Annotated in this window: 27 protein-coding genes; 11 read left to right on the top strand and 16 right to left on the bottom strand. The window is 57.1% G+C overall.

Annotated elements, in window-relative coordinates; genetic code table 11:
- Window positions 1–17: 17 nt before the first annotated feature.
- A complete protein-coding gene (rluE, locus tag FJW00_RS12400; RefSeq protein WP_140924294.1) occupies window positions 18–680 on the bottom strand; it encodes a 23S rRNA pseudouridine(2457) synthase RluE in 663 nt (220 codons plus the stop codon).
- Window positions 681–784: 104 nt separating this feature from the next.
- Between rluE and icd the strand changes: the two genes are divergently transcribed.
- From icd to FJW00_RS12385, 3 genes are all read left to right on the top strand, one after another.
- Complete coding sequence (gene icd / locus FJW00_RS12395) at window positions 785–2,035, top strand: NADP-dependent isocitrate dehydrogenase (RefSeq protein ID WP_009090813.1); 1,251 nt, start codon at window positions 785–787, stop codon at window positions 2,033–2,035.
- Window positions 2,036–2,266: 231 nt separating this feature from the next.
- Window positions 2,267–2,464, top strand: a complete 198-nt coding sequence (locus tag FJW00_RS12390; protein ID WP_111207915.1) for a hypothetical protein — start codon at window positions 2,267–2,269, stop codon at window positions 2,462–2,464.
- A gap of 276 nt (window positions 2,465–2,740) precedes the next feature.
- Complete coding sequence (locus FJW00_RS12385; RefSeq protein ID WP_140924292.1) at window positions 2,741–3,817, top strand: glycosyltransferase family 9 protein; 1,077 nt, start codon at window positions 2,741–2,743, stop codon at window positions 3,815–3,817.
- Here the strand turns inward: FJW00_RS12385 and FJW00_RS12380 are convergent.
- The 7 genes from FJW00_RS12380 to FJW00_RS12355 form a co-directional block, all read right to left on the bottom strand.
- On the bottom strand, window positions 3,745–4,083 hold the full coding sequence (locus FJW00_RS12380) for a DUF1493 family protein (protein ID WP_140924290.1): 339 nt from the start codon (window positions 4,081–4,083) through the stop codon (window positions 3,745–3,747). The genes FJW00_RS12385 and FJW00_RS12380 overlap by 73 nt on opposite strands.
- Window positions 4,083–5,144: a glycosyltransferase family 9 protein gene (locus FJW00_RS12375; protein WP_009090808.1), complete on the bottom strand. Its 1,062-nt coding sequence runs from the start codon at window positions 5,142–5,144 to the stop codon at window positions 4,083–4,085. Before FJW00_RS12375 ends, FJW00_RS12380 begins: the two co-directional genes overlap by 1 nt.
- A gap of 364 nt (window positions 5,145–5,508) precedes the next feature.
- The gene (locus FJW00_RS22340; RefSeq protein WP_181405378.1) at window positions 5,509–5,679 is read right to left on the bottom strand and encodes a YgdI/YgdR family lipoprotein; all 171 of its coding nucleotides are present in this window, start codon (window positions 5,677–5,679) and stop codon (window positions 5,509–5,511) included.
- A 166-nt stretch (window positions 5,680–5,845) separates the two neighbouring features.
- Window positions 5,846–6,094, bottom strand: coding sequence for an ElaB/YgaM/YqjD family protein (locus FJW00_RS12370; RefSeq protein ID WP_046101619.1), 249 nt, complete (start codon window positions 6,092–6,094; stop codon window positions 5,846–5,848).
- A 156-nt stretch (window positions 6,095–6,250) separates the two neighbouring features.
- Complete coding sequence (locus FJW00_RS12365; protein ID WP_009090803.1) at window positions 6,251–7,261, bottom strand: Ppx/GppA phosphatase family protein; 1,011 nt, start codon at window positions 7,259–7,261, stop codon at window positions 6,251–6,253.
- A gap of 23 nt (window positions 7,262–7,284) precedes the next feature.
- Complete coding sequence (locus FJW00_RS12360; RefSeq protein WP_046101621.1) at window positions 7,285–7,842, bottom strand: hypothetical protein; 558 nt, start codon at window positions 7,840–7,842, stop codon at window positions 7,285–7,287.
- A 61-nt stretch (window positions 7,843–7,903) separates the two neighbouring features.
- Window positions 7,904–8,233, bottom strand: a complete 330-nt coding sequence (locus FJW00_RS12355) for a hypothetical protein (RefSeq protein WP_009090800.1) — start codon at window positions 8,231–8,233, stop codon at window positions 7,904–7,906.
- Window positions 8,234–8,447: 214 nt separating this feature from the next.
- On the opposite strand from FJW00_RS12355, the gene FJW00_RS12350 reads away from it, so the two are divergent.
- The 3 genes from FJW00_RS12350 (at window position 8,448) to FJW00_RS12340 (ending at window position 9,636) form a co-directional block, all read left to right on the top strand.
- A complete protein-coding gene (locus FJW00_RS12350; RefSeq protein WP_009090798.1) occupies window positions 8,448–8,627 on the top strand; it encodes a hypothetical protein in 180 nt (59 codons plus the stop codon).
- Window positions 8,628–8,817: 190 nt separating this feature from the next.
- A complete protein-coding gene (locus FJW00_RS12345) occupies window positions 8,818–9,201 on the top strand; it encodes a hypothetical protein (RefSeq protein ID WP_009090796.1) in 384 nt (127 codons plus the stop codon).
- 21 nt (window positions 9,202–9,222) lie between these two features.
- Entirely contained in the window at window positions 9,223–9,636 is a 414-nt protein-coding gene (locus FJW00_RS12340; RefSeq protein ID WP_058957481.1) for a GNAT family N-acetyltransferase, read from the top strand.
- Here FJW00_RS12340 and FJW00_RS12335 read toward each other — a convergent pair whose 3' ends face one another.
- Together FJW00_RS12335 and ldcA are read right to left on the bottom strand one after the other, a co-directional pair.
- Window positions 9,637–10,299 (bottom strand): MBL fold metallo-hydrolase, encoded by a 663-nt coding sequence (locus tag FJW00_RS12335; RefSeq protein ID WP_140924288.1) that lies wholly within the window; start codon window positions 10,297–10,299, stop codon window positions 9,637–9,639. It lies immediately after the preceding gene.
- Window positions 10,300–10,321: 22 nt separating this feature from the next.
- Entirely contained in the window at window positions 10,322–11,245 is a 924-nt protein-coding gene (ldcA, locus tag FJW00_RS12330) for a muramoyltetrapeptide carboxypeptidase (protein ID WP_009090791.1), read from the bottom strand.
- Between the two features lie 166 nt (window positions 11,246–11,411).
- Between ldcA and emtA the strand changes: the two genes are divergently transcribed.
- Entirely contained in the window at window positions 11,412–12,041 is a 630-nt protein-coding gene (gene emtA, locus FJW00_RS12325) for a membrane-bound lytic murein transglycosylase EmtA (RefSeq protein WP_072215488.1), read from the top strand.
- A gap of 36 nt (window positions 12,042–12,077) precedes the next feature.
- On the opposite strand, the gene FJW00_RS12320 is transcribed toward emtA, so the two are convergent.
- The gene (locus tag FJW00_RS12320; RefSeq protein WP_046101627.1) at window positions 12,078–13,028 is read right to left on the bottom strand and encodes a sugar-binding transcriptional regulator; all 951 of its coding nucleotides are present in this window, start codon (window positions 13,026–13,028) and stop codon (window positions 12,078–12,080) included.
- A 398-nt stretch (window positions 13,029–13,426) separates the two neighbouring features.
- Here FJW00_RS12320 and FJW00_RS12315 point away from each other — a divergent pair, with 398 nt between their 5' ends.
- The 3 genes from FJW00_RS12315 to FJW00_RS12305 are packed head-to-tail and all read left to right on the top strand — an operon-like array spanning window position 13,427 to window position 16,684.
- A complete protein-coding gene (locus tag FJW00_RS12315; protein ID WP_009090788.1) occupies window positions 13,427–14,257 on the top strand; it encodes a transketolase in 831 nt (276 codons plus the stop codon).
- Entirely contained in the window at window positions 14,250–15,194 is a 945-nt protein-coding gene (locus tag FJW00_RS12310; protein ID WP_009090787.1) for a transketolase family protein, read from the top strand. Before FJW00_RS12315 ends, FJW00_RS12310 begins: the two co-directional genes overlap by 8 nt.
- Before the next feature lie 2 nt (window positions 15,195–15,196).
- Complete coding sequence (locus tag FJW00_RS12305; protein WP_046101628.1) at window positions 15,197–16,684, top strand: FGGY family carbohydrate kinase; 1,488 nt, start codon at window positions 15,197–15,199, stop codon at window positions 16,682–16,684.
- 65 nt (window positions 16,685–16,749) lie between these two features.
- Here the strand turns inward: FJW00_RS12305 and FJW00_RS12300 are convergent, their stop codons facing one another.
- Window positions 16,750–17,880: a mechanosensitive ion channel family protein gene (locus FJW00_RS12300; protein WP_046101629.1), complete on the bottom strand. Its 1,131-nt coding sequence runs from the start codon at window positions 17,878–17,880 to the stop codon at window positions 16,750–16,752.
- A gap of 96 nt (window positions 17,881–17,976) precedes the next feature.
- Window positions 17,977–18,711, bottom strand: a complete 735-nt coding sequence (locus FJW00_RS12295) for a flagellar brake protein (protein WP_033736567.1) — start codon at window positions 18,709–18,711, stop codon at window positions 17,977–17,979.
- A 208-nt stretch (window positions 18,712–18,919) separates the two neighbouring features.
- On the opposite strand from FJW00_RS12295, the gene FJW00_RS12290 reads away from it, so the two are divergent.
- A complete protein-coding gene (locus FJW00_RS12290; RefSeq protein ID WP_009090782.1) occupies window positions 18,920–19,168 on the top strand; it encodes a GlsB/YeaQ/YmgE family stress response membrane protein in 249 nt (82 codons plus the stop codon).
- A gap of 88 nt (window positions 19,169–19,256) precedes the next feature.
- Here FJW00_RS12290 and FJW00_RS12285 read toward each other — a convergent pair whose 3' ends face one another.
- From FJW00_RS12285 to treA, 3 genes are all read right to left on the bottom strand, one after another.
- A complete protein-coding gene (locus FJW00_RS12285; RefSeq protein WP_140924285.1) occupies window positions 19,257–19,940 on the bottom strand; it encodes a class I SAM-dependent methyltransferase in 684 nt (227 codons plus the stop codon).
- 262 nt (window positions 19,941–20,202) lie between these two features.
- Entirely contained in the window at window positions 20,203–22,302 is a 2,100-nt protein-coding gene (locus tag FJW00_RS12280) for a TonB-dependent siderophore receptor (RefSeq protein ID WP_140924283.1), read from the bottom strand.
- Between the two features lie 193 nt (window positions 22,303–22,495).
- Window positions 22,496–24,181 carry an alpha,alpha-trehalase TreA gene (gene treA / locus FJW00_RS12275; protein ID WP_058958366.1) on the bottom strand — a complete coding sequence of 562 codons (1,686 nt, stop codon included), beginning with the start codon at window positions 24,179–24,181 and terminating at the stop codon, window positions 22,496–22,498.
- Between the last annotated feature and the right edge of the window lie 193 nt (window positions 24,182–24,374).

The raw sequence follows: 24,374 nt of genomic DNA, 5'->3' as shown, positions 1-24,374 counted from the left end.
TTATGAAAGTTCGGTTGTCAGACAGGGTCTGTACTGATCTCCCGCCACGCTCCGGGGGCCAGGTCGTCGAGGCTGTAGTGACCCATGGCATAGCGAATCAGGCGCAGGGTAGGAAAGCCGATGTGGGCGGTCATGCGGCGAACCTGACGATTACGCCCCTCATACAGCGTGACCTTCAGCCACTGCGTCGGAATGTTTTTTCGCTCGCGGATCGGCGGCTGGCGTGGCCAGAGCCATTCGGGTTCATCGACTTTTTCCACGCCAGCGGGCAGGGTCGGGCCATCTTTCAGATTAACCCCATCCCGCAGCGGCTGCAGATCCGCCTCCTGTGGCGCGCCTTCGACCTGCACATAATAGATTTTGCCGGTGCGTTTGCCGGGCTGAGTCAGCGCGGCCTGCAGGGCGCCGTCGTTGGTCAGCACCATCAGGCCTTCACTGTCACGATCGAGGCGGCCTGCGGCATAGACCCCGGTAACAGTAACAAAATCCTTCAGGGTGCGGCGGCCCGCTTCATCCGTAAACTGCGGCAGAACGTCGAAGGGTTTGTTAAAGAGAATCACGCGGCGCGGGGCCGCAGGGCGGGCAGGCGTACGTCGCGCATCACGCGCCGGACGGCTGAATCGTTTATCCTGGTGAATTCGTTGAGAAGTTTTTCGCATGGGCTTTGCAGTCAGAAACATTCGGCGCATTATAACGTGAAATTGCGGTGATTGGCGTGGCGTAAATATTCAAGTAGTATTGACGCGCATCTTACAAATCATTAACAAACGCCCAGGAGAGGTTAATGGAAAGCAAAGTAGTTGTTCCGGCGGAAGGTCAAAAAATCACCCTGAATCAGGGCAAGCTGACAGTGCCAAACAATCCGATCATTCCTTACATCGAGGGTGACGGTATCGGTGTTGATGTTTCCCCGGTCATGCTGAAAGTGGTCGACGCGGCGGTGAAGAAAGCCTACAACGGCGAGCGTAAAATCTCCTGGATGGAGATTTACACCGGTGAGAAATCAGTCGAACTCTACGGCCAGGACGTCTGGCTGCCTCAGGAAACCCTCGATTTAATCAAAGAATATCGCGTTGCGATCAAAGGTCCACTGACCACCCCGGTCGGCGGCGGTATTCGTTCACTGAACGTGGCCCTGCGTCAGGAGCTTGACCTCTACGTCTGCCTGCGTCCGGTTCGTTACTACAAAGGCACGCCAAGCCCGGTTAAACGTCCTGAAGAGACCGACATGGTGATCTTCCGTGAAAACTCCGAAGATATCTATGCGGGTATCGAGTGGAAAGCGGGCTCTGCCGAAGCGGACAAAGTGATCAAGTTCCTGCGCGAAGAGATGGGCGTGAAGAAAATCCGCTTCCCTGAGCAGTGCGGTATCGGCGTTAAGCCATGCTCCGAAGAGGGAACCAAGCGTCTGGTGCGTGCGGCAGTGGAATACACCATCACCAACGATCGTGATTCACTGACCCTGGTTCACAAAGGCAACATCATGAAGTTCACCGAAGGCTCTTTCAAAGACTGGGGATACCAGTTAGTGAAAGAAGAGTTCGGCGGCGAACTGATCGACGGCGGCCCGTGGATGAAGTTCAAAAACCCGAACACCGGCAAAGAGATCATCGTTAAAGATGTGATCGCGGATGCGTTCCTGCAGCAGATCCTGCTGCGTCCGGCTGAATATGATGTTATCGCCTGTATGAACCTGAACGGTGACTACATCTCTGACGCCCTGGCGGCTCAGGTGGGGGGTATCGGTATCGCACCTGGCGCCAACATCGGTGACGAGTGCGCGCTGTTTGAAGCCACGCACGGCACTGCGCCGAAGTATGCAGGCCAGGATAAAGTGAACCCAGGTTCCGTAATCCTGTCGGCAGAGATGATGCTGCGTCATCTGGAGTGGTTCGAAGCGGCTGACCTGATTGTTAAAGGTGTTGAAGGCGCTATCGCTAACAAGACCGTGACTTACGATTTCGAACGCCTGATGGATGGCGCTAAACTGCTGAAATGTTCAGAGTTTGGTGACGCGATCATCGAAAATATGTAATGTCTGATGCGGCCGGCACAGGGTCATGCTCTGTGCCGGCTTTTTTGTGCCCGCGTTCCACGCTTTTCTCTTTCTCCGCCGCACCTGACCCTTCAATGACATCATCGCGTTTTAATATTTCTGCAAATCGGATTGTCTGATGCCACTGCAAAAAAAAGGCTGCGCCCCTGCATCGGCCATTCTTCAGCGTCTGAACCCGTTACTGTAAACACTCATTCATAAGGAGGATTTATGGACGCAAAATATACCAAAGACGCGATTTATATCTGTCGCCTGATGTTCGGTCAGGCTGTGCTGGAATTACTGGCGGATAATCAGGCCGTCACGAACCGCGCCCTGGAGGAGAAAATCAAGCGGATGTTACCCGATGCCCAGCCTGGGCTGATTTATCGGGTCGCCCTTGAGCTGTTAGACGACAGGCTCCATTAATCCCGTCCTGAAAACTGCGTGCCCGGCATACTCTGTGCCGGGCCGAATGATCCTGACGCTCTCCCTGCCGGAAACCGGCTAACTGTCCAAACCCGTTAAGCGTATTCATCCGCTCTGCCCGGCCTCATATTTTAACAATATGGCAACTGTTGAACCAATCTGACACTTCGCTGACTAATCAGCTGACTGTACCGTTACGTTAGCATTCCACGAGCGTTAACGGGGACGTCTTATTTTTAGCCAGCCAGCACAGACTGTGCGCAGAGGATGTCAGACATGCGGGTTTTAATTATTTGCAGGGATAATATTGGCGACACGTTACTGACCACGCCGCTCATCAGTGCGCTGGCGCAGTCGGGACAGTATCAGGTCGATGTACTGACGAACAACTACGCCGCCCCTGTGCTGGCGCATAACCCCGACATCCGGCAGCTCTTCTTTTACACCAAACTGCATCACCGGGAGTCAGGGCAGGGAAGAGTGACCTGCCTGTTGCAGCGGCTGAAGCTGATGCTGACCCTGAAAAAGCAACGCTATGAGGTGGTGATACTGGCGAAAAGCCGCTGGGATCAGCATGGCCTGAAATGGGTAAAGAGCCTGCGTCCGGCAAGAGTCATCGCCCTGGGGGAGCAGTCGCATCCTCTGATTACCGACCTGCTGCCACCGCCCGACCCGTCGCCGTGCCATATCAGCGAAACGCTGTTCAGCCTGGGACGCCCCTTCAATCTCCGTGAAAACAGACCGGGCAGACTGACGCTGCGGCCTGACGCCGCTCTTGCCGCCAGCCTGCGCGACACTTACGCAATTGATGCCGGCCTCCCGGTGTATGCGCTGCAAATCAGCGCCCGTAAGCCGAGCCAGCAGTGGGAAGCGACACGTTTTGCCGGACTGGCTGAGAAGATTGCCGCTCACCACCCTTGCCAGATCATGCTGCTGTGGTCACCCGGCAGTCGCGATAATCCGCGTCATCCGGGTGATGATGAAAAAGCCGCAGACATCATGGCGCTCTGTCCGCACCTGCCGATCAGAGCGGTGTCAACAACCAGCCTGCCGCAACTGATCGCGGCGATGTCGTTATGTCAGGGGCTCGTGAGCAGTGATGGCGGGGCGATGCACATCGGTGCGGCGCTGGGATTGCCGGTGGTGGCGCTGTTCGGCGACAGCGACCCGGCGTGCTGGCATCCCTGGCAGGTGAATTATCAGGTGCTGCAGCCCGCGTCACGGAATGTTAACGCGCTGAACAGCTGTGAAGTCTATGACGCCGTTGTCCATACCCTGATTCAGTCATCCTCTTCAGGCCAGCATCCCCGGCTGGCCGCCTCAGACAGCATCGCGACGGTGACAGGGCGGTAAGCCGGTTCAGCGCCGGCTCTGAATCCGGGAGTGAAAGCAAAGCGTCGCCGTTGCGCTGCCGGAAAATAGCGGGACTCATCATAATGGTCGGCGCTGACGTTAAACGTGAGAAAAAAGTCGCTCATCAGCAGCGCAAATTCCACCTCATTCAGCGGAAGCTGTTGCAGGTAAAAACCCGGCCGGTCCACTCTGCGGAACCAGCCCAGGGGGGTCGGCTGATTATGATATTCAATCAGCGTAATAATGGCGATAGATAAGCGGTTCATTATCCCACCAGTTGCGCCACGGCCTGCTCAACCTCTTCCGCCTTAATCGACGCCATGGGATGCTGCGTCGCCGTCTTATCCGGACGGTGAATGATAATGTGGCGATCGCTGTCCTGACAGGGGCCGGTATAGCGCGGGTTAGCGGTGGAGAAGAGGCTGACGGTCGGCGTCTGCGCTGCCACGGCGATGTGCAGCGGGCCGGTATCGCCGGTGACCAGCAGATCCAGCGAGCGGATCAGGGTAATCAGGCCACTGAGATTTGTTTTGCCCGCCATTGGCGTCACATTTTTCCGGCAGTGCGGCGGCAGGCTGGCGATAAACGCCTGCTCAAGCGGTTGCTCAGCCGCTGTACCGGTCACAACGATTTCACTGTCAGGCCAGCGCGCAAGCAGGGCGGTGGCCAGCTGACTGAACGACTCCAGCGGCCAGCGGCGGATATCTTTCGATGCCCCCAGCTGAAACCCGATGCGGCGATGCGACGCGTTTGCCGTGGCACTGCTATTCAGCTCTGGCAGATGCATCCGGGTCTGCTGCGTCTCTGCGCCCAGTGCTTCAATTAATTTCAGCTTACGCTTGATGGTGTGGTCGTCGAAATAACCCGAATAGTGGTCGAGATATTTATTCAGTACCGGCGATTCGCTGCCGTAATGGTCGCGTAAAATAGCCTGACTGCCGGTCAGTACCGAGCTCATAATATCGTAGGGGAAATGTGCGTGTAATATGACGGACAGTTCTGGTTTATGGCGACGCAGTTTGAAAAATAACGGCAGAAAATTTGCCAGTTTGTTATCCCAGATATAAATCTTATCGAACCAGGGATAGCGGCTGACGAGATCCTTATTTTTCAGGCTGGAGACCAGAATAAATTTACTGGCAGGAAAGCGTTTTTTCAGGCTCCAGATAGCGGGCGTATTCATCAGGAAATCGCCCAGCGCGGTGGTGGAGTAGATGACAACGGTCTCCGGGTTCAGCTGCTGCAGGGCCTGCGGTTGTCTTCTGCCGGAAAATCGAGAATAAAGCGTTAAAAGGCGGTCTATCAGATAAATCTTTTTTTTCTTCACGTCTCAATTCTCTTTCACGTAGCAATTATATTAAACAAAAAATCATTATGCGTGATTAGAGAATAGTTTCAGCGAGAAAGTTCATTACGGAAATGTTTTTTTAAACGCTGTAGAGGATCTGTTTAAATTGTTTCCACAATTTCTGTGTTGTTTATTCAGGGTGTATTTACAGGATTGCGTAAAGAGAGTAGGGGTTTATTGAAAAGGACTGGGATGAATCTTAAAAAATTATTTTATTTTGCATGTGATGTTAATTGCAGTAATAACTAATAGCAGGATAACAATGAGTGACATTATTTTATGCGCACTATCGGTTAATGCCGCGCCAATAAACAGACCCCGGCGTCAGAGCCGGGGCCGGGAATCAGGACTGAGGCTGACCCACCGGGCCGGAGCCGAGCGTGCCGCCTGGTGAGGCCTGACCGCTTGGCGCATGAGGACGTCCATCTTCTTTAATCGCGCTGCTCTGGTGTGAGCAGCCCGCCAGAGAGGTCAGCGTTGCTGCAACGAGCAGCAGGGCAGGAATCGTTTTCATAAGGTCACCTTGATGTTGTCAGAAAAAGGGAAGCTCTCTTAATCATAGTGACTGACCGCGATCTGGCCTGAAAAGGGTTATTTTTCAGATGTTTCTCAGCGGCACGTCGCTGTGAGCGAAAAAAAACGGAAGCCACCGGCTTCCGTTCTGCTGACGTTCTGCAGGATTACTTACGGCCCAGCAGAAAGCCGAGGATAACACCAACGCCTGCCGCAACAGCCAGACCGGCAACAGGATTAGACTGAACCTGATCCTTGATGCAGTCAGCAGCATCGCGTGCCGCGTAGCTTGCCTGGTTGGCATAACGGCGCGCGGCGCCTTTAGCCTGATGCTCAGAAGAGCCGGTTGCTGCGCCCCATTGTTCCTGAACTGCGCCAGCGGCTTCTTTTACTTTATCTTCGATTTTTCCTGACATCTGTTGCTCCTTGGTTTTAAGTGAGACACTCAAAGCGTAGCAAAGATAGTGAATCCTGCTCCGTCAGAGGCAAATCAGAGGCTAAAAAATTATGTCCGGCTGTTAATGGCGCGGTGTCAGCGGCTCAGCTGGAGGCGAAGCAGGGCAGAGACAGGGCTATTGCAGCAGCACGCCCTGGAGCAGACTGGCCTCCACGATGGTCACCTCGTTGATTTTCAGCGCCTCCATATAGCCTTCAACCAGCAACAGGTTGCTGACGTCCGTGGCGCGATAGTCGCCTGACAGTTCACTGTCACCCTTCCAGACCTGCTGCTGAGAGAGCTGGCGCAATGCTGCCAGTGTGTAGTGATGGGGTCTGCCCGGTAACTGATTGCGGATGGAAAACCCGTGCACACCACCAATACCGATGACCCGGCGACCCGCCACATCCTGTTTGATCTGCGGGCTGACCTCGTTAGTGGCATAAAACTGCACGAAGCGCAGCACAGATTGCCGCCAGGAGCCAATCGGGTTGGGTGACGGGGCATCCGGGCTGTTCTTCAGCACGCGCAGGATAAAGTTTTTCAGCGTCACGGAAGCCAGCTTCCCCTGATAGATATCAGCTACCGGCTGACCGGCCTGCTGTCGCCAGGCGGTCATCTGCATCGATCCGCCGCCAATATCCCAGACCAGCAACTGCTCATCACGGATCGCGGGATCGTTCAGCGCGGCTCTGGCGGAGAGGAAGCCGAGCTTCGCCTCCTGCTGCTGTGAGATCAGGCTGATTTGCGCCCCGGTCTGCCGCTGCAGATCGTCAATGACCGCCTGGCCATTGCGGGCGTTGCGAAACACGGCGGTCGCCACGCCGCTGATCCGCTGAGGATGAAAGCGCTGAGCATGGGCCAGAAGCTGCTGCAGCGCAGCGGCGCCCTGGCGGGCGATCGCCGGGGTGAGCTGATTGTCGGGAGCATGTGCCAGCGCATCGTTCCAGGCGACGGCGCGCTGATCCTGATAGAGCACTTTTTCAATGCGCGACTGGCAGACATTGACGCGGGCCACCGCGATTTTGGTGGTGCCGGAACCGATATCAAGGCCGGCGCGAATTTGCTGGCAGCGATCGGCCAGGGCAGACGTGGCGAAAAAGAGCGAACAGAAGAGGGTAACAGCAGACAGTGCAGCAGAACGCATAGCGACTCCGGATGCCAGGGGGATCAGCGTGAGCGGGCCGTGACGCAGGCCGGATAAACGCTCACCAGAAAATGACGCAGGTGATCGAAACACCATTCGGCGTCGTCAGCCTGCGGACAATAGAACTGAACGGTGATCTTTTCATAGTCGCGCTGACGCTGGCGCAGAGGCGACCAGCTCCAGTCGAGCACCGAGCGGGCATAATTTACCAGCGTTTCAGCAGGCAGGTTATGCTGCTTCTCCTGCCCGGCCAGGTAGCGGATGAAATGCGCTTCCAGCGCCAGTGCCTCGTCGTGACCGTGCTGCGGCAGATCGGGACGAAAGGCCACATCGATAAAGCCACAGACCGCATCGGCCTGCTGCTGCCAGTCGCAGGCGAGCGTCATAAACAGCCCCTCCTGCAGATTGACCTCTTCGACCAGACGGCGCAGGTTTTCTGAGCGGTTCAGGACCGCAATCTCCTCCAGCCGGCTGGTTTCCAGCGTTAAATCAATACCGCACGGATTGACGGAGCCATCCGCATTGCGGGTGGCCGGAAAGGGGAAGTCGATATAACCGTTGTTATCCAGACGCTTTTCCATCGGGGAAACCTGCTGCTTGACGTTTCCTGACAATAAACCATCTGGCAGCAGGATTCACCCCTTACGGACAGGTCCAGGTGATCTGGGTATCCTGGTAGGGATTGATCAGCCGGAACTGCTTATCAGAGAGGCGCTGCGCATAGTAGCCTTCCCGCGTCACGGCGGAGGGGACATATTTAAAGCGATCCAGCGACTGCAGCGGCCCACTCTCCACGCTGACGTCATCCCGGGTCACGGTGAAGGCGCTGACCAGATCAAAAATCCGCCCCTGCGTTTGCCCCATCGGCTGACCATAAATTGTCGAAACCTCACCCGGACAGTCGACCCCTTTCGGGCCAGATGAACATCCAGTCAGTATGGTGATGAGGATAAAAATGCTGAGTCGCATCATGATTTTCTACCTGCTTCAATCCCTGGGCGTGTCGTGGCGTGGCGTCTCTTCTGCCAGGCCATCATTTTGTTAATCATAGCAGTTTCCGCTGCGCTTCCTGTTTGCGATTTGTTTAATCGTTAAGCAACAGGAATGTAAAAGGGTGACTTTGCTTATCAATAAACGGTATTCTTGGCTCCTTTGCGCACCACTTAGGCAAATCCAGGGATAAATGATGAAAGAAGAAGAAGCCAGTCTAATGATTATTCGCCACGCGATTGACCAGTTAGATGCCGATAAGAAGCAACAGGTCGTTGCCTGCTCCGAGCGTATTCGCGCAGCGATGCAGGCGTATGACAGCGAGAATGCCGGGCTGGCGCTGATGCTGGTGGCCGCAGAGGTTGCCGCCGAATAACCGTTATCCGGTCAGCATGCGGCGCTGATATGCTGACCGGATTACTTTATCTTTTCTCAACTTTCCGCTTTTTCTCACCCCGATTCTATCTTTTCGTGGTCTTGTTCCCGACGCGCCCGTGCCTCATCAGGGGGCAGGGATATGTTAAGCTATTCATTCCTGTAGAAATCCTCTTCAGTGGAGACACAGCATGAAGGCAGCATTGATTGCTCTGGGCCTGATGGCCTGCCACGTCGCGCCCGCATGGAGCGAAACTGAATTTCAGCTCACCTGTCCCGGTCGGGCGACCATGACCATTTCACGCGCCGAATATGGATTATCCACCCTGATGTGGCCTCCCGGACACTTCCAGATTGCCGCAGGCCAGCAGCGTACCCGTCTGGAGGCGGGCGACAAAGTGGCGATTACCCGCTTTCGCAATGGCGATCAGCTGATTGTGAATCAGCGCACCCAGGCGACCTTCTTTGTTTATCGCGGTAGCGATAAACTGCTGCCCTGCAGCCGCAGTGAAAAACGCGATGTGGATGCACTGACGCTGGAGCGCTACGACGACAGAGCGCGCTCTGACACCTGATACCTGACACCGGAAGCCACGATGAAACCTGAAATTACTGACACGGTTACCGCACAGGATCTGGATGAGGTCAGACTGGGTCTGACCGCCTTCAACCGTAAGTTTATTAATGTGGATGAGATCCGCTCAATTGGCGTCTTCATCCGTGATGAGCAGGGCAAAAAGCTGGCGGGTCTGACCGGGTCAACGGCCGGAAACTGGCTGCGGATTGATATGCTGTGGGTCAGTGAGGCGCTGCGCGGGCAGGGGGCGGGCAGCGCGCTGATTCAGGCCGCCGAGCAGGAGGCGCGGGATCGCGGCTGCCGCTTTGCCCAAGTGGATACCGCCAGTTTTCAGGCGCGACCGTTTTATGAAAAGCTTGGCTATACGCTGCGTTTCAGCCTGGATAACTATCCACGCCACCACCAGCGCCACTATCTGACGAAAACGCTGTAATCAGAACAGCGGCTGCTGACGCAGATCGAGCGGGTGCTGCTCAGCTTCATCGATCGCCGCCAGCCAGCTCTGCAGGGTGACCTTTTTCCACGAGAGATGTCCACGCGTGGTGCTCATCAGCACCACGTCGGGACGCAGCGAACGGTAAAATTCCAGCGTCTGACTCAGCTCCGCGGGATTACTGTCCGGCACCAGCACGGTGATCCAGTTATCGTGCGACCGCGTCACCGTATCCCCGACAAACAGATAGGTCAGCCCCAGCGGCGAGGTATAGAGGTAACTGCTGCTGCCCGGCGTGTGCCCTGGCGTCGGCAGCAGATGAAAATCCCCGAAGTGCGTCTCCTGCTGCGAAAAGGTGTCATCAGGCTCCGCGAAGCGGCTGATGGGGCCCAGCGACCGGCTATGGCAGTAAAGTGCGCTGCTGAAGCGCTGCTGGATCACCGCCGCCCCCGGCGCAGACTCGTGCCAGTGGGTCAGATAGTGGCGGATCACGCCACCGCTATCGGCCAGCACTTCATGATCGAGCGGATTTTCTACGCGGCCAATCAGCAGATTGCCGCGAGGGTGACGCAGCATAAAGCCATGCATCATCAGGTCATTAACGGCATCTTCCACCGGAAATTCCGGGGTTGAGATCCACAAATCGTCATACAACGGCTTCAATGTCGATCTCCTGAAACGTTCTTTATTCCCGCAGAACGGGATGCCCGCTTGCCTGTAAACTGGCCTGGCCCTGACGGACCGCTAATCGTGCGCTGGCCCCCAGGGGCAGGGTCACGGTGTCAGCCGCGTGACCAAAATCCAGACCGCTGATCACCGGCAGGCCGGTGGTTTCACGCACCCGCTGCCAGACGGTGCTGAAGTCAAACCCGTTGTCATACTCTGTCAGTGCGGTGCTGGTAAAGCTGCCGGTGACCAGCGCCCGCTGGCGCGCCAGAATGCCGCTCTGCTGCAGCTGAATCAGCATACGTTCTATGCGGAACGGATGTTCATTCACATCCTCAATAACCAGAATGCCGTTTTCAATCTGTGGCATCCACGGCGTGCCAGTCAGCGAGCAGAGCATCGCCAGATTACCGCCCCATAGCGTCCCCTGCCACTCACCCTCATCAGGCGTTTCGCTCTGCCATGCCACGTCTACTGTAGGTGATGTCAGAGCCTGCCAGAAGTGATGCAGGGTAAATTCAGATAAGGTCGCGGCACCGAAGTTGCCGGCCAGCATCGGACCGCTGAAGGTGATTAAGCCGACCTGCGCCAGCAGCGCCAGCTGAATGGCGGTGAAATCACTGTGCCCGCACAGCGCCAGCGGCTGATTCAGCAGGCGACGCTGCAGGCCGACATAGTCGATCGATTCCAGTAACCGGCTGGCACCATAACCGCCGCGCACCGCCAGCACCACATCGGGCAGCGTGCTGAGTGTGGCAAGCTGGTTAATATCCGCCAGCCGTTCGGCGTCTGTCCCGGCGAAGCGCTGAAAACGCCGGGTAATGATCTGCTCATTCTCTACCCGATGGCCCGCCTCGCGCAGTCGCGCAATGCCGCACAGTGCCGCAGGCTGATTGTGACAGTAACCGGAGGGGGAGATAAGACGAACTGAACGTGAAATCATCATACTTTCCTGCTGTTAGCGCCCTTGACCTGAGGCGATGATGACGAAATACACCCCTGAAGTCACGACACGGGCCGCTTTTTCGTGCATTTAGGATAAACGGTAATTTTGCTCTCAGGCTGTCTGGGTATGATAGCATTCGCCACTACCGCTATGAGACGAAAAATTGCTGAAAATCCGACACCTTATACTCTCAGCGTTACTCCTGACCGGCTGTGCCAGCGAGCCACCGCACCACGCAGTGAAACAGCGTAATACGCCACTCACTCAGGCACCGCCTTCCAGCGTTAACAGCGCATGGTCAATGTTTACCGAAGATGCCGCCAGTCATTATGGCGTTGATGAGAAGCTTATCAGCGCCATTATCAGTGTCGAGTCGGGGGGAAATCCTGGCGTGGTGAGCCGTTCGAATGCGGTGGGCCTGATGCAGATCAAAGCCTCGACCGCCGGGCGTGAAGTCTACCGGACGCAGGGTCGCCGCGGTCAGCCATCGAATGCCGAACTGCGAGATCCGGCTAAAAATATCGATATCGGCACCGCCTATATCCGCATCCTGCAGGATTCCGCTCTGTCAGGGATTCGCGATCCGCTGACGCTGCGTTATGCCACCATCGTCTCCTATGCCAATGGTGCCGGTGCGCTGCTGCGAACCTTCTCCCGCGACCGCGATCGTGCCATTGCGATGATCAATGCGATGTCGCCGGATGAGTTTTACCAGCATGTTCAGAACAAACATCCGGCGGCGCAGGCTCCGCGCTATCTGTGGAAGGTTACCACCGCCTACCGCACGATCTGACCGGAAAGCGCCCCGGCATGGCAGCGGGCGCACTCCTTACGGCGCGAGCAGCAGCCGCGCCGTCGGATAATCGACGATCAGCACTTTAATGTAGCCGCCCAGCAGCGCCGCACGAATCGCCGGCGCTTTCTCGCGTCCGCCTGCCAGTCCCACTACCTGCGGGCACTGCTTAACCTGCGCCAGCTCCATGCCGATCACCGGATCTTCTTCCGGCTGCAGCACCGGCTGCCCGCAGGCATCGAAGTAGTGCAGGCAGATATCCCCCACGGCACCGCGTGCCGCCAGGGTCTGCAGCATTTCACCATCGTAGTAGTTGCCCGAATTGCGCAACAGGGCTGACGGCTCAAGGTCGCCAATACCGACAATCGCCAGATCGACCTGCTCAAACTGATCCAGTACCTCCGCCACCTCCGCGTTGGCTGACAGCCGCTGGCGATCGCTGACCGAATGTTCGATTGACTGTGACGGCAGCAGCCAGGCGGGGCAGTTCAGCAGCGCCGCCAGATTCTGCGTCAGAATGGTGGCCTGCACATTGCCGTTAGCGCCAACCCCGCCCAGCAGCTGAATAACCCCTTTGCAGGCGATGTTGAGCGGATGCAGCGCATCGACCATCGCCCGGATGGTGCCGCTCCAGGAGGAGATGCCAATCAGTTCATCGTTGCGCAGGCGGGTTTCGAGATAGTGCGCTGCCGCCGATCCAATCGCCTGTTTGATCTGCAGCGGAGAAGCCTGGTCCGGCACATCAACCACAATCGCCTGGGGCAGGTGGTAGGTCTGCTCAATCGCTTTTTCCAGCTCAGGATAGACATTGGCCGGCGGCACAACGCTGATTTTGACCACGCCCTCTTTTACGCTGCGATTAAGGATGCGTGAGACAAAGGACTGCGACAGGGACAGCGACTGCGCGATCTCCGACTGCTTCAGCCCCTCGATATAGTACAGGGTGGCGATCTTCACCATCAGTCGCTGTTCATCCTGTTTGGCCATCAGTTTTCCCTCTCAGAGTCTGCCCGGTATTGTTAACCATGATCATCAAAATCACAACGCAGGCGAATTTGTGATCGTTTTCGCTTTTTGACGATCGCCTGTTGGACGATGCCTCAGCAGAGGCGCATAGTCATTATGCATATAAAATCGTCACTGAATATATATTCATTGAAATTCGTGAGCAGGCCCTTTTGTCCCTATCGTGCCGGTTGTCAGGCTGTAGGGATCATGGGGGGATGGAGATAGCCGTCAGGTGATGAACCGAGCTGACACGCTGTTTAACGACGCATTTATACAGGATGACAGGCGGCCGATTCCGGACCGGATACGTTAACGGTTAATTTTTTTACCCATCGTGAATATATATTCACGGTCGATTTAAAATTCAGAGGCAGAACATGAACCCTTTCAATCTTTCAGTCGATGAGCTTGAACGCCGGGCGCGGGCGATACGCCGCCGCATTATCCAGCTTAACGCGGGCAGTCCGGCAGGCGGGCACACCGGTGCTGACCTGTCACAGGTCGAGATCCTGACCGCGCTCTACTTCCGTATTCTGAACTGCGCACCGGATCGCACAGAAGATAACGATCGCGACATCTACATTCAGTCCAAAGGGCATGCGGTAGGGGGCTACTACTGCGTACTGGCGGAAGCGGGCTATTTTCCGACGGAGTGGCTTACCACCTATCAGCACGCTGACTCTCCTTTGCCAGGCCACCCGGTGCGCCAGAAGACACCGGGCGTTGAGCTGAATACCGGTGCGCTGGGGCACGGCCTGCCGGTGGCGGTAGGCATCGCCCTCGCGGCGAAAAAAGATCGCAGTTCCCGCCGCATCTTTGTCGTGACCGGTGACGGCGAACTGGCGGAAGGGAGCAACTGGGAGGCCGCTCTGGTGGCGGCGCACTATGGGCTCGACAATCTGATCATCATCAATGACAAGAACAAACTGCAACTGGCGGGCGCCACCCGGGACATCATGAACACGGACCCGCTGCCGGAAAAATGGCGCGCTTTCGGGCTGGAGGTCAGCGAATGTAACGGCAATGCGATGGCGGCGGTCGTCAGCACCCTTGAAAACCTGCCGCAGAACGGCAAGCCGCAGGTGGTTGTGGCGCATACCGAGAAAGGTTTCGGCGTCTCCTTTATTCAGAGCAAGGCGGAGTGGCATCACCGGGTGCCGAAAGGCGAAGAGATCGCGCTGGCGCTGGAGGAACTGAAAGATGAGTAATGCACAACACCTGGCAAACGTCATGGTTACGGCCTTTATCGACGCGGTTAATCGCGGCGTCGATCTGGTACCGGTGGTCGCGGACTCCACCTCCACCGCCAAAATCGCGCCTTTTATCAAGGCGTTTCCCGACCGGCTGATTAACGTCGGCATCGCGGAGCAGACGCTGGTGGGAACGGCAGCAGGCCTGGCGCTGGGCGGCAAAATCGCCGTGACCTGCAACGCCGCGCCGTTTCTGGTTTCACGCGCCAATGAGCAGGTAAAAGTTGATGTCTGCTACAACAACACCAACGTCAAACTGTTCGGGCTGAATGCCGGTGCCAGTTATGGCCCGTTAGCCAGCACCCATCACAGCATTGACGATATCGCCGTAATGCGCGGCTTTGGCAACATCGAGATCTACGCACCGTCCTGTCCGCTGGAGTGTCGTCAGATTATTGATTACGCCCTGGAGCACGTCGGCCCGGTCTATATCCGCCTTGATGGCAAAGATCTGCCGCAGCTGCATGATGACACCTACCGCTTCAGACCGGGTGCGATCGATCTGTTGCGCGAAGGCCGCGACATCGCCCTGGTGGCGATGGGATCCACAGTTCATGAGGTGGTTCACGCCGCTGCGCAACTGGCTGAGCAGGGTATTTCAGCGGGCGTGATCGCGGTTCCATCGATTCGACCCTGTGATACCCAACAGCTGCGCAACCTGTTAAATCACTATCCGGCGGTCGTGACCGTGGAGGAGCATAACGTCAATGGCGGTGTCGGCAGCCTGGTCGCGGAAGTGCTGGCAGAAGGCGGCTGCAGCATTCCGCTGGTCCGGCTCGGCATTGCCGATGGGGAGTATGCGATTGCCGGCGATCGGGCCGCCACGCGGGCCCGTCACGGCATTGACGCCAGCAGCGTGGTGAAGAGTGCAGCGCGCATCTGCGCAGGAGTGTGAACATGGCGGGACCTCTGATTCTGGCAATCGATGAAGGCACGACTAATGCCAAGGCGATAGCGGTTGATCGTGCCGGGCGGGTGGTGGCGCGTGGCAGCCAGAGTTTAACCCTGCACCATCCCCAGCCGGGGCTGGCTGAGCAGGACCCGATGGCGATCTGGCAGGCGGTGAGGGAGGCGATCACCCGGTGTCTGGCGGCATGCGGGGGCGCGCCTGTCGCCGCCGTCGCGATCAGTAATCAGCGGGAGTCGGTGCTGATCTGGCAGCGGCGCGACGGGCAGCCACTGACGCCGCTGGTAAGCTGGCAGGATCGCCGTTCTGAGTCGTTCTGTCGCGATCTGCACCAGGCAGGCAAAGCCCCCCGGATCAGCGGCCTGACCGGGCTGGCCGTCGATCCGATGTTTCCGGCGGCGAAGCTGACCGGGATGCTGGCTGCCATCCCCGATGGCGCGGCACGGGCCGCAGCCGGCGAGCTCTGCATCGGCACGGTTGATTGCTGGCTCAGCTGGCAGCTCAGCGCGGGCGAATGCTTTGTGACCGATCATGCTAATGCCGCCCGTACGCAGCTCTACAGCCTGCACCTGAACGACTGGGACGACGAGCTGCTGACGCTGTTTCAGTTGCCGCGAGCCGCGCTGCCGCGCATCATCGCCTCCGCCAGTGAGCAGGGTGTGGTGGCGGTGAACACCATTCCCGGCTTAGCGCCGGGCACCCCCATTCTGGCGCGCATCGGCGATTCGCATGCCGCCCTGCAGGCGCAGCGACGCGGAGACGCTGAAGTCGTAAAAGCCACCTACGGCACCGGCTCCTCCCTGATGATGTCCATGGCGACGCCGTTACTGACCGAAAATGGCCTCAGCACTACCGTGGCCTGGCACGACGGTACGCTGCGTTATGCCTTTGAAGGCAATATTACCCACACCGGCTCAGGCGCGGCCTGGCTGGGTAAGCTGCTCGGCGTGCAGGACCCACGTGAACTGACCGCACTGGCGCAGGGCTGCGATGACAATCAGGGCATCTACTTCGTCCCGGCGCTCTCAGGACTGGGTGCGCCCTGGTGGGATTTACAGGCGCGCGGCATGGTGTGCGGATTGACGGATGCCGCCACCCCCGCGGTGCTGGCGCGGGTGGCGCTGGAGTCGATCGTCTGGCAAATCGCCGATGTCTTTTTTGCGATGGAGCAGGCGAGCGGTCAGCAGCTTCCGGCGCTGTGTGTGGATGGCAGCGCCACGGAAAACAGCTGGCTGATGCAGCTACAGGCCGATGTGTTACAGCGCCCGCTCTACCGGGTGCCCACCGCCGAAGTCTCCGCCCTGGGCGCAGCGTTGCTGGCCGGCAAAGTGCTGGGATGGTGGCAGCAGGGCAGTGATATGCAGGCGCTGCAGGGGGGCAGCGTTATCCTGCCCCGTGACGCACGCGCGCACGCTATGCAGGAAAATTACAAAGGCTGGCTCGACGCTGTTGCCCGCTGCCGTTTTCAGCCGCGTTAAGCGCGATCCGGCGCAGCGGCGTGACGGTTTGCCTGGCCTGAAACCACCTGAGGCCAGGCAACACTTCAGCGCGCCATTTGACGAACCTCGCCCTTATCATTCTCCACGGCAACCAGATCCACCGGCGGCAGATTGCCGCCGCTGAACTCGACCTGACGGATCGGGAAGGCGAAGCGAATATTGCGCGCTTCCAAGGCCGCCATCAGCTGCAGGTTAATCTCCTGCTGAATATCCATATATTTGTTGTAATCCGCATCCAGCACGTAATAGACCACTTCAAACGTCAGCTTCGAATCCTCAAACGCCAGGAAGTGGGCGCGGTCAAAACGCGTGGTTTCCACACCCTCGATGATCGCCTTAACCAGCGGGCTAATCTCCCGAACCTGCTCCGACGGGGTGGCGTAGCTGATGCCAAACTTAAAGACGATGCGGCGCTGCTGCATACGCTTGTAGTTGTGAATGGTCTGCTGCAACAGAATGGTGTTTGAGCAGACGATTTGCTCTCCGCTCAGGCTGCGCAGCCGGGTCGTTTTCAGGCCGATATGCTCGATGGAACCGGCAATGTCGCCAAAGACAATAAAATCGCCATGCTCAAAAGGCTTATCAAAACCAATCGCCAGTGACGCAAACACATCGCTCAGCACGGTCTGAATGGCCAGTGCAATGGCGATACCGCCGACCCCGAGGCTGGCGACCAGTGCGGTAATATTGATACCCATGTTCGACAGAATGGCGAGGAACATCATGATCCAGACCACGACCCGCAGCAGAATCCCGAGGATCACCGTGGTCACAGGATTACGCACGTGCAGCGGATCGCGCATCAGGCTCTTCAGCCACAGCCGGATGCCGCTGTCGATCCACAGGGCAAGTTGCACAATCAGCGCCAGGAACCAGCCGTGGGCAATGGTGGCGCTCCATGAGGCGGGCAGATCGACAAATTTCAGGGCGATCAGTAGCGAAAAGATCAGCAGCAGGGTCTGGCTGGTGCTTCGCAGGATCTCCACCAGGATCGCCGTGACACGAACGTGGCGGTGTTCGCTGTAAAGGGCAATCCGGTTGGAGATAAAGCGAATCAGGGTGCGCAACACCCAGTAGATCACCAGGGTGGCGACCACCACGATGGCGCTGTTGAGCCAGAACGTCTGGTTAAAAAAGAGGGAGTGAAAATGACGTGATGAGAGCCAGTTTTCCATTGGGGAAGGTCTCCTTGCTGGGTTCCGGTTTAAAAGAAATCAAGCAGGAAGCATAGCCTGGATGCGGCCCCCTGGGGGCGCGCATCCGGAAAGCGGTTACTGGAATCGGGTCGATTTATCGCGGGCCAGTCGCTCAAGGGAGAAGATAATCTGCTGAAGCTGTCGCTCCTGCGTTGGGTTCAGCGTGGCAAACCGGAAGCTGAGACGGGGCGTCACGCGGGTTTCATTTTTATGCGTCACGACAGTTCGTTCGCCGATGTGCAGCAGCTTAACCGGCACCTCAAAATGACCATACTCACCCAGCTCCACGCGAAACTGATTGAAACTGTCGCCATTCTGCAATCCTTCCGGCAGTGCCTCGTCCACCAGCACACCGATCCCGCCCAGCGACAGATCCTGCAGGCGCAGACGCGTTTTCCGGCCATCCGGCCACACGGTATGGCACCAGAACTCCGGCGCCAGCGGGGCAGTGACCCGGAAAAATTCCCGTCGCTGAATCTGCCACACCAGCTCGGGCAGCGGCGCGCTGAAGGCGGGCAGGCCGTCAAAATCGACCTTCTCCAGCGAGGCGAGACTGAACTCTACCTTTGCGCCGTAGGTTTCCGCCGTGATGCTGAGATCGTCGCTGGTCAGGGCGTAGTCGTTATCCAGATTATTACTGCCGAGGTCAAACAGCAGGCGGTCTGCGTCGGCAGCCAGCATCCGGCTGATAAACTGCCCGCGCGGAAAACGCACCAGTAATGGTGTCTGCAGTCGCAGCAGATCTTTCATTACGCCCAGAACCGCCAGCGTGCCACGTTTTAAATATTGTTCCTGGTCGGCTTCTTTCACATCCTGCTCCACAAGGGGTTTTATTATTTTTACGTTCTGACTACCTCATTACGGTTATCGGCGCAGCAGAAAAAAGCTTTAGCCGCGGTACGCCGAAAAAATCGTGAGGGCAGGCAGGCACTTTCCGAAAAGCTCGCTATACTTAGCGCAGTAAACCGCTTGATTAATCAGGCGTTCACGATGTAATCAAAAAAGGAAGGAGCAACAGATGGGTATTATTTCCTGGATCGTCTTTGGCTTGATCGCGGGTATTCTGGCGAAGTGGATTATGCCGGGTAAAGACGGTGGCGGTTTCATTCTGACGGTGGTGCTGGGTATTATCGGTGCTGTGGTCGGGGGCTGGATCAGTACGCTGTTTGGCTTCGGCCGCGTCGATGGGTTTAACTTCGGAAGCTTTGTGGTCGCAGTGATCGGTGCCATCGTGGTGCTGTTTATCTACCGCAAGGTACGCAGTTGACCGTAACGGTTTAAACAAAAAAGGGGACGAAGTGATTCGTCCCCTTTTTTATGACTCAGACCGGATCGCTTTTTAGCGCCCTTGTCCGTCATGCTGTGAGCCTCTTTTGCTGCGAACAGACTATTGTAGCGTGATCCCACCATGCATTTTCATTAACGCTGACTGCCTCCACCGTGAAATGCGCACTCTCGACTTCACGCCGTAAATCAGGGAGCGTCTTCAGGGTCCGCCAGGGCTTGCCGGCTTTCCATAAATGGTGGCTGCAGGGATCATAGGCCGCAATGTCTGCTGAATGACGAGGTGTGCCGCACATTGAACCGATCACAAAGCGTCCCTCCGGGCTGAGCAGCCTTCTTACCTCGGCAAAGAAGCGCTGCCGATCGTCGTCGATCAGGCAGTGTAAGCAGCTGCCGTCAATAATGAGCTCAAATGTTGCCGCCTGGCAGCGATCGATATGACAGACATTGCCGACAAGAAATGTCGCGGTGAGTCCGGCTTGCTGAAAACGCTTTTCGGCCCACTCTATCGCGGTCTCTGACCAGTCTACCCCCCAGACTGAATATCCCTGCTCAGCGAGAGACTGCGCGGCCATGGCGCCATTACCACATCCCATCTCCAGTACCGGTGCGCCAGGCTCCGGTAAATAGTGGTGAGTACGGAGCCACTGAAAGATTTCTTCCTGCTGTTTTTTGGCTCTGAGATAACCTTCTCCTGCCCAGGCCACCGCGCCGTTTGCCAGAAGCTGCCTGTAATGTTGTTCATAGGGGTTCATGTCAGAGACTCCTTTTCAACGCCGGACCCTCTGTTTTATACGTCAGGGCCGCCTGCGTGTCATCGCACCATTTCGGCCATAGTTCTATCTGTGAGCGAAGCGGCAGAAAAAAGGCCGGGCGGATTTCAGGAACGTTCGGGAGGGAAAGGTCTGCAGGCAGAGAAAGATAATTCTGAGCGGATTGAAAGAGGCTGAAAAAGGCGGGTTATCAGAGGAGAAAACCCTCCGGGCTGGCCGGAGGGTTGCATCACGAAGGCTCTTATCAGAAGTCGTAACCGACGTTCGCCATCACGCTGCGTTCAGCGCCACGGTAGCAGTAGCCGGTGCCGTAACAGGCGGCCACATAGGTGCGATCGGTCAGGTTATTCGCGTTAACCTGCACCCAGGCTCCTTTCAAGCTGTTATTCCAGACACCGAGATCGGCGCGAACGGAGGCATCAAACAGCGTGACCGACGGCAGACGAGTGGTGTTCTCGTTGTCCGCCCACTGCTTGCCGATGTAGCGCACGCCCGCGCCGGCACTCAGACCGTAATCAAACTGATAGTGGCCCCAGAGAGACGCCATGCTGTTTGGCGCCACGTAAGGCGTGTGACCATCATTACCATCTACCGAATCCTTGTAGCGCAGATGATTCAGGGTATAGCTCGCCACTGTGCTCAGGCGTGAGGTGAGCTGATTACGCGCCTCCAGCTCAATACCCTGGGAATGAACTTTGCCCGATGGCGTATAGGTCGCCGTCAGCACGTCGCGGTTCGCCACATCTTTCTGCGTCAGATCATAAATCGCAGCGGTATAGAGATCGCGTGTGCCAACCGGCTGATATTTCACCCCGGCCTCATACTGTTCTGACGTGGTCGGTTTCAGCAGATTATTGTTGCGGTCGGTGAGGGCGGTGGGCGTAATCGCCTGGCTCCAGCTGACATAGGGTGAGATGCCGTTATCGAAGGCATAGAGCAGGGCGGCGCGCCCGCTGATGTGATCATCCTGACGGCGATCGCTGCCGCTGTTATTCGCGACGATGCGATCGTACCGGCCAGAAAGATCCAGATGCCAGCGGTCCAGCTTCATCTCATCCTGCAGATAGAGGCCGGTCTGGTAGTAACGACGGGTTTTATCCGCCCAGGTATAGGCTGGCATGTCACCGACCTGCTCGCCGGTCAGGGCATTCAGCTGTGAAGCCGAGCCGCCTGCCGCGGAGATCTCATTTTTGTAGCGGTGATATTCAGCACCCAGCGTCACGCGATGCTCCAGTTCACCGGTGGCAAACTCCGCCTGTAAACGGTTATCGGTAGCCCATGCCGCCAGAGAAGAGCGCTCACCTGAATAGTAGCGGTTCAGCAGATCGGGATTATTTTTATCCCAGCCAATCTGATAGACCTGATCGAGATCGACATTCGAGTGGCTGTAGCTGCCTGTTGAGGAGAAGGACCAGACGTCATTAAAGCGATGAGCGAAGTCGAAGCTGTAGATCTGCTCGCGGCGTTTGAACTGGTCGAGGTCGCTGTTGCCCTCATAGAATCCCTTGCTCAGCTTGTAGCCGTTGTGTTCGGTGATGCTGCCGTCACCCGGGACGGAGCCGTGATAGCCGCCAGAGGGATCTTTCTGCAGATAGGCTTTCAGGATCAGATGGGTATCTTCATCCGGCTGCCACATCAGCTGCGGCATCAGCGCATATTTCTCTTCGCGGGTGTGATCGTACTGGGTGTCGCTGTTGCGGGTCACGCCGGTCAGACGGTACGCCCACTGGTCGTTGATGGCGTTGGTGTAGTCGAACATTGTGCCGGTGGTGGCATTGCTTCCCGCCTGCAGCTGAATGTGACCCTCTTCCGCGAACTGAGGACGCTTAGTGACCAGGTTTACCAGCCCGCCAGGCACCGTCTGGCCGTAAAGGGCCGAAGAGGGGCCTTTGATCACGTCGACGCGCTCAAGGAAGGCGTTATCCACCTGCAGAATGTTGAAACTGCCGCCGTCGCTCATCAGCCGCATGCCGTCGAGGAAGGTGTTATCGACATCGCCGCCGTGGAAGCCGCGCAGCGCGATGGTGTCGTAACGGGTGGCGGCACCGCCAAAGTTAGTAAAGACACCGGAGCTGTAGCCCAGCGCCTGATTCAGGGTCAGTGCCCCCTGGTCCTGGATCTGCTGACGGGTCACAACCGAAATTGACTGCGGTGTGGTCACCAGCGGCCGATCGCTTTTAGTTGCGCCCTGGCTGGTGGTTGCCAGATAGCCCTGGGTGGGAGAGGTCGCATCTTCCTGCGGCTGCGCAGTCACGACCATATCGGCAGCGTAACTCAGGGCAGGCGCGGCCAGCACCAGAGTGCAGAGGGGAACATAACCTTTCAGCGGCAATGACAGTTTCATCGAAATTCCTTTCTTAACAAAGGTTCAGGCAGGTGTAGTCAGTTTGTTGATACATAATCTCATTATCATAATGAGAATTATTACCTTTTGTAAAAACGCTGCAATTTTGCCTGTGGATGAGAGAACGTCAAGTAAAATTCGCTGAAGTAAGGAAAGAATACCTCCGGCCAGGCCAGAGGTATTCAGAGACTAATCAGGGCTGAGAGGCTGACGCCTGAGGAATATCGTGGGCGCTGTTACAGGTTTTATCTTTCGGGCAGTACTTATCCAGCAGTTTCAGCGTCACGCCATTTGTCCAGCCGAAGCCATCCTGCAGCGGGTACTCACCGCCGCCGCCGCCGCCGAGATTTTTGCCTTCAACGACATATTTCTCGACCAGCTTATGCTCACGGTCATAGGTGCTCTGGACATTTTGCAGGAAGCGTAATCCCACCTTTTTAGCCAGTTCTGGCTGGTTGTAATGCTCCAGTCCTTCCACTGCAACCCACTGCAGCGGTGCCCAGCCGTTAGGGGCGTCCCACTGCTGACCGTTGTTCACGGTAGTCGTGACCAGCCCGCCTGGCTTCAGCAGCTGTTTCTCTACCGCGCTGGCGGTACTTTCCGCCTGCTTATCGCTGGCGACCTGCAGATAGAGCGGGAACAGTGTGGCCGCGGTCAGCTGCGGATGAACCTGCTTTTTCTGCCAGTCATAGTCGGCATACCAGTTCTGTTTACTGTCCCACAGATAGCGGTTAATCGCCGCCTGGCGCTTCTCTGCGCGATCGGCATACTGCTTCGCCAGATCGCTCTGTTTGTTCATCTGGTACCCTTTAGAGAGCGTCTGCTCCAGATGGAACAGCAGGCTGTTCAGGTCAACCGGGGCCAGCTGCGTCGTGCGGATGGTGGAGAGGTTATGCGCATCGGTAAACCAGCGTGAACTGAAATCCCAGCCCGACGCTGCCCCGGAGCGCAGCTCGCGGTAAAGTTCCGCTTTATTGCGCTGCGGTGCTTTCTGCGCGGTGGCAATATCATCCATCCAGGACTCGGTGCGCGGCACGTCACGGGCATCCCAGTAGCGGTTAAGCAGCGTACCATCCGCCAGCTTAATCACCCGCTTGCTGGCCGCGCCCGCCGCCACTTTGTCGCTATCCGCCATCCAGTAGTCATACTCTTTCTGCAGTTCAGGCAGGTAGTGGCTGTACGCTTTGCCCTGGTCATGCGTCGCCAGCAGATCGACCATCAGGCTGAAGAATGGCGGCTGCGAGCGGCTCAGATAGTAGCTGCGGTTGCCGTTGGGAATGTGACCGTAGCGGTCAAGAAGCGAGGCGAAGTTATCCACCATATCCTGCACTTTATCCCAGTGTCCGCTCTCGGCCAGCCCCAGCATGGTGAAGTAGCTGTCCCAGTAATAGATCTCGCGGAAGCGACCACCCGGCACCACATAGGGCTTGGGAAGCGGCAGCAGCGAGTCATATTGTCCGGCGCTGCTGGTGGTGCGCGTCAGCACCGGCCACAGGCCATCAATGTGGTCACGCAGGTTTTGCCCGGCTGGCGGCACATATTTGTCGCCTGCGGCGGGCAGGGTAAAGTTGGCATCAACAAAACGCTTCAGATCGAAATTGCGCTGTTTCTTCTGCATCTGCCAGTCGGCAAGTATCGACGCGGGATCAAATTTCGGCACCGCATCGGCAAAGGTTTTCTGGTCCGGGTAGAACTTCGCCTGTTGCACGGCATTAAACAGCGGCCCCAGACGAACGTCTGGCGGCTGCGGCTGATTATCCAGCATGCGGCTGTGATCGTCGGCATGAGCAGTGAAGGCGGGTACGCTCAGCAGCAGAGTGAGCAGAAAGGGCGCATAACGCTGACGCCGTGGGGCGGCGTTTACCTCAATTTTTGTCATCGGTTTTTCTCCTTGTCCGAAATGCGGCCGCGCGTAACGCATTGACCACAGGACCAACTTTAGACCGTATCCTGACACTTCACCCTGAAGCGAGCCGGAAATGTGAAGCCACGGGAATTATTTTTAGGGTAAAAAGCCCTGCCCGACGCGGGTTTTTTCTTGCGCTGACCGGGATTTTCCCTGACGCTGAAAG

The organism is Pantoea anthophila, from assembly GCF_006494375.1.
Lineage (GTDB): Bacteria > Pseudomonadota > Gammaproteobacteria > Enterobacterales > Enterobacteriaceae > Pantoea > Pantoea anthophila.
The sequence above is the reverse complement of the archived record's forward strand: the minus strand, read 5'-3'. Positions and strand labels throughout refer to the sequence as shown.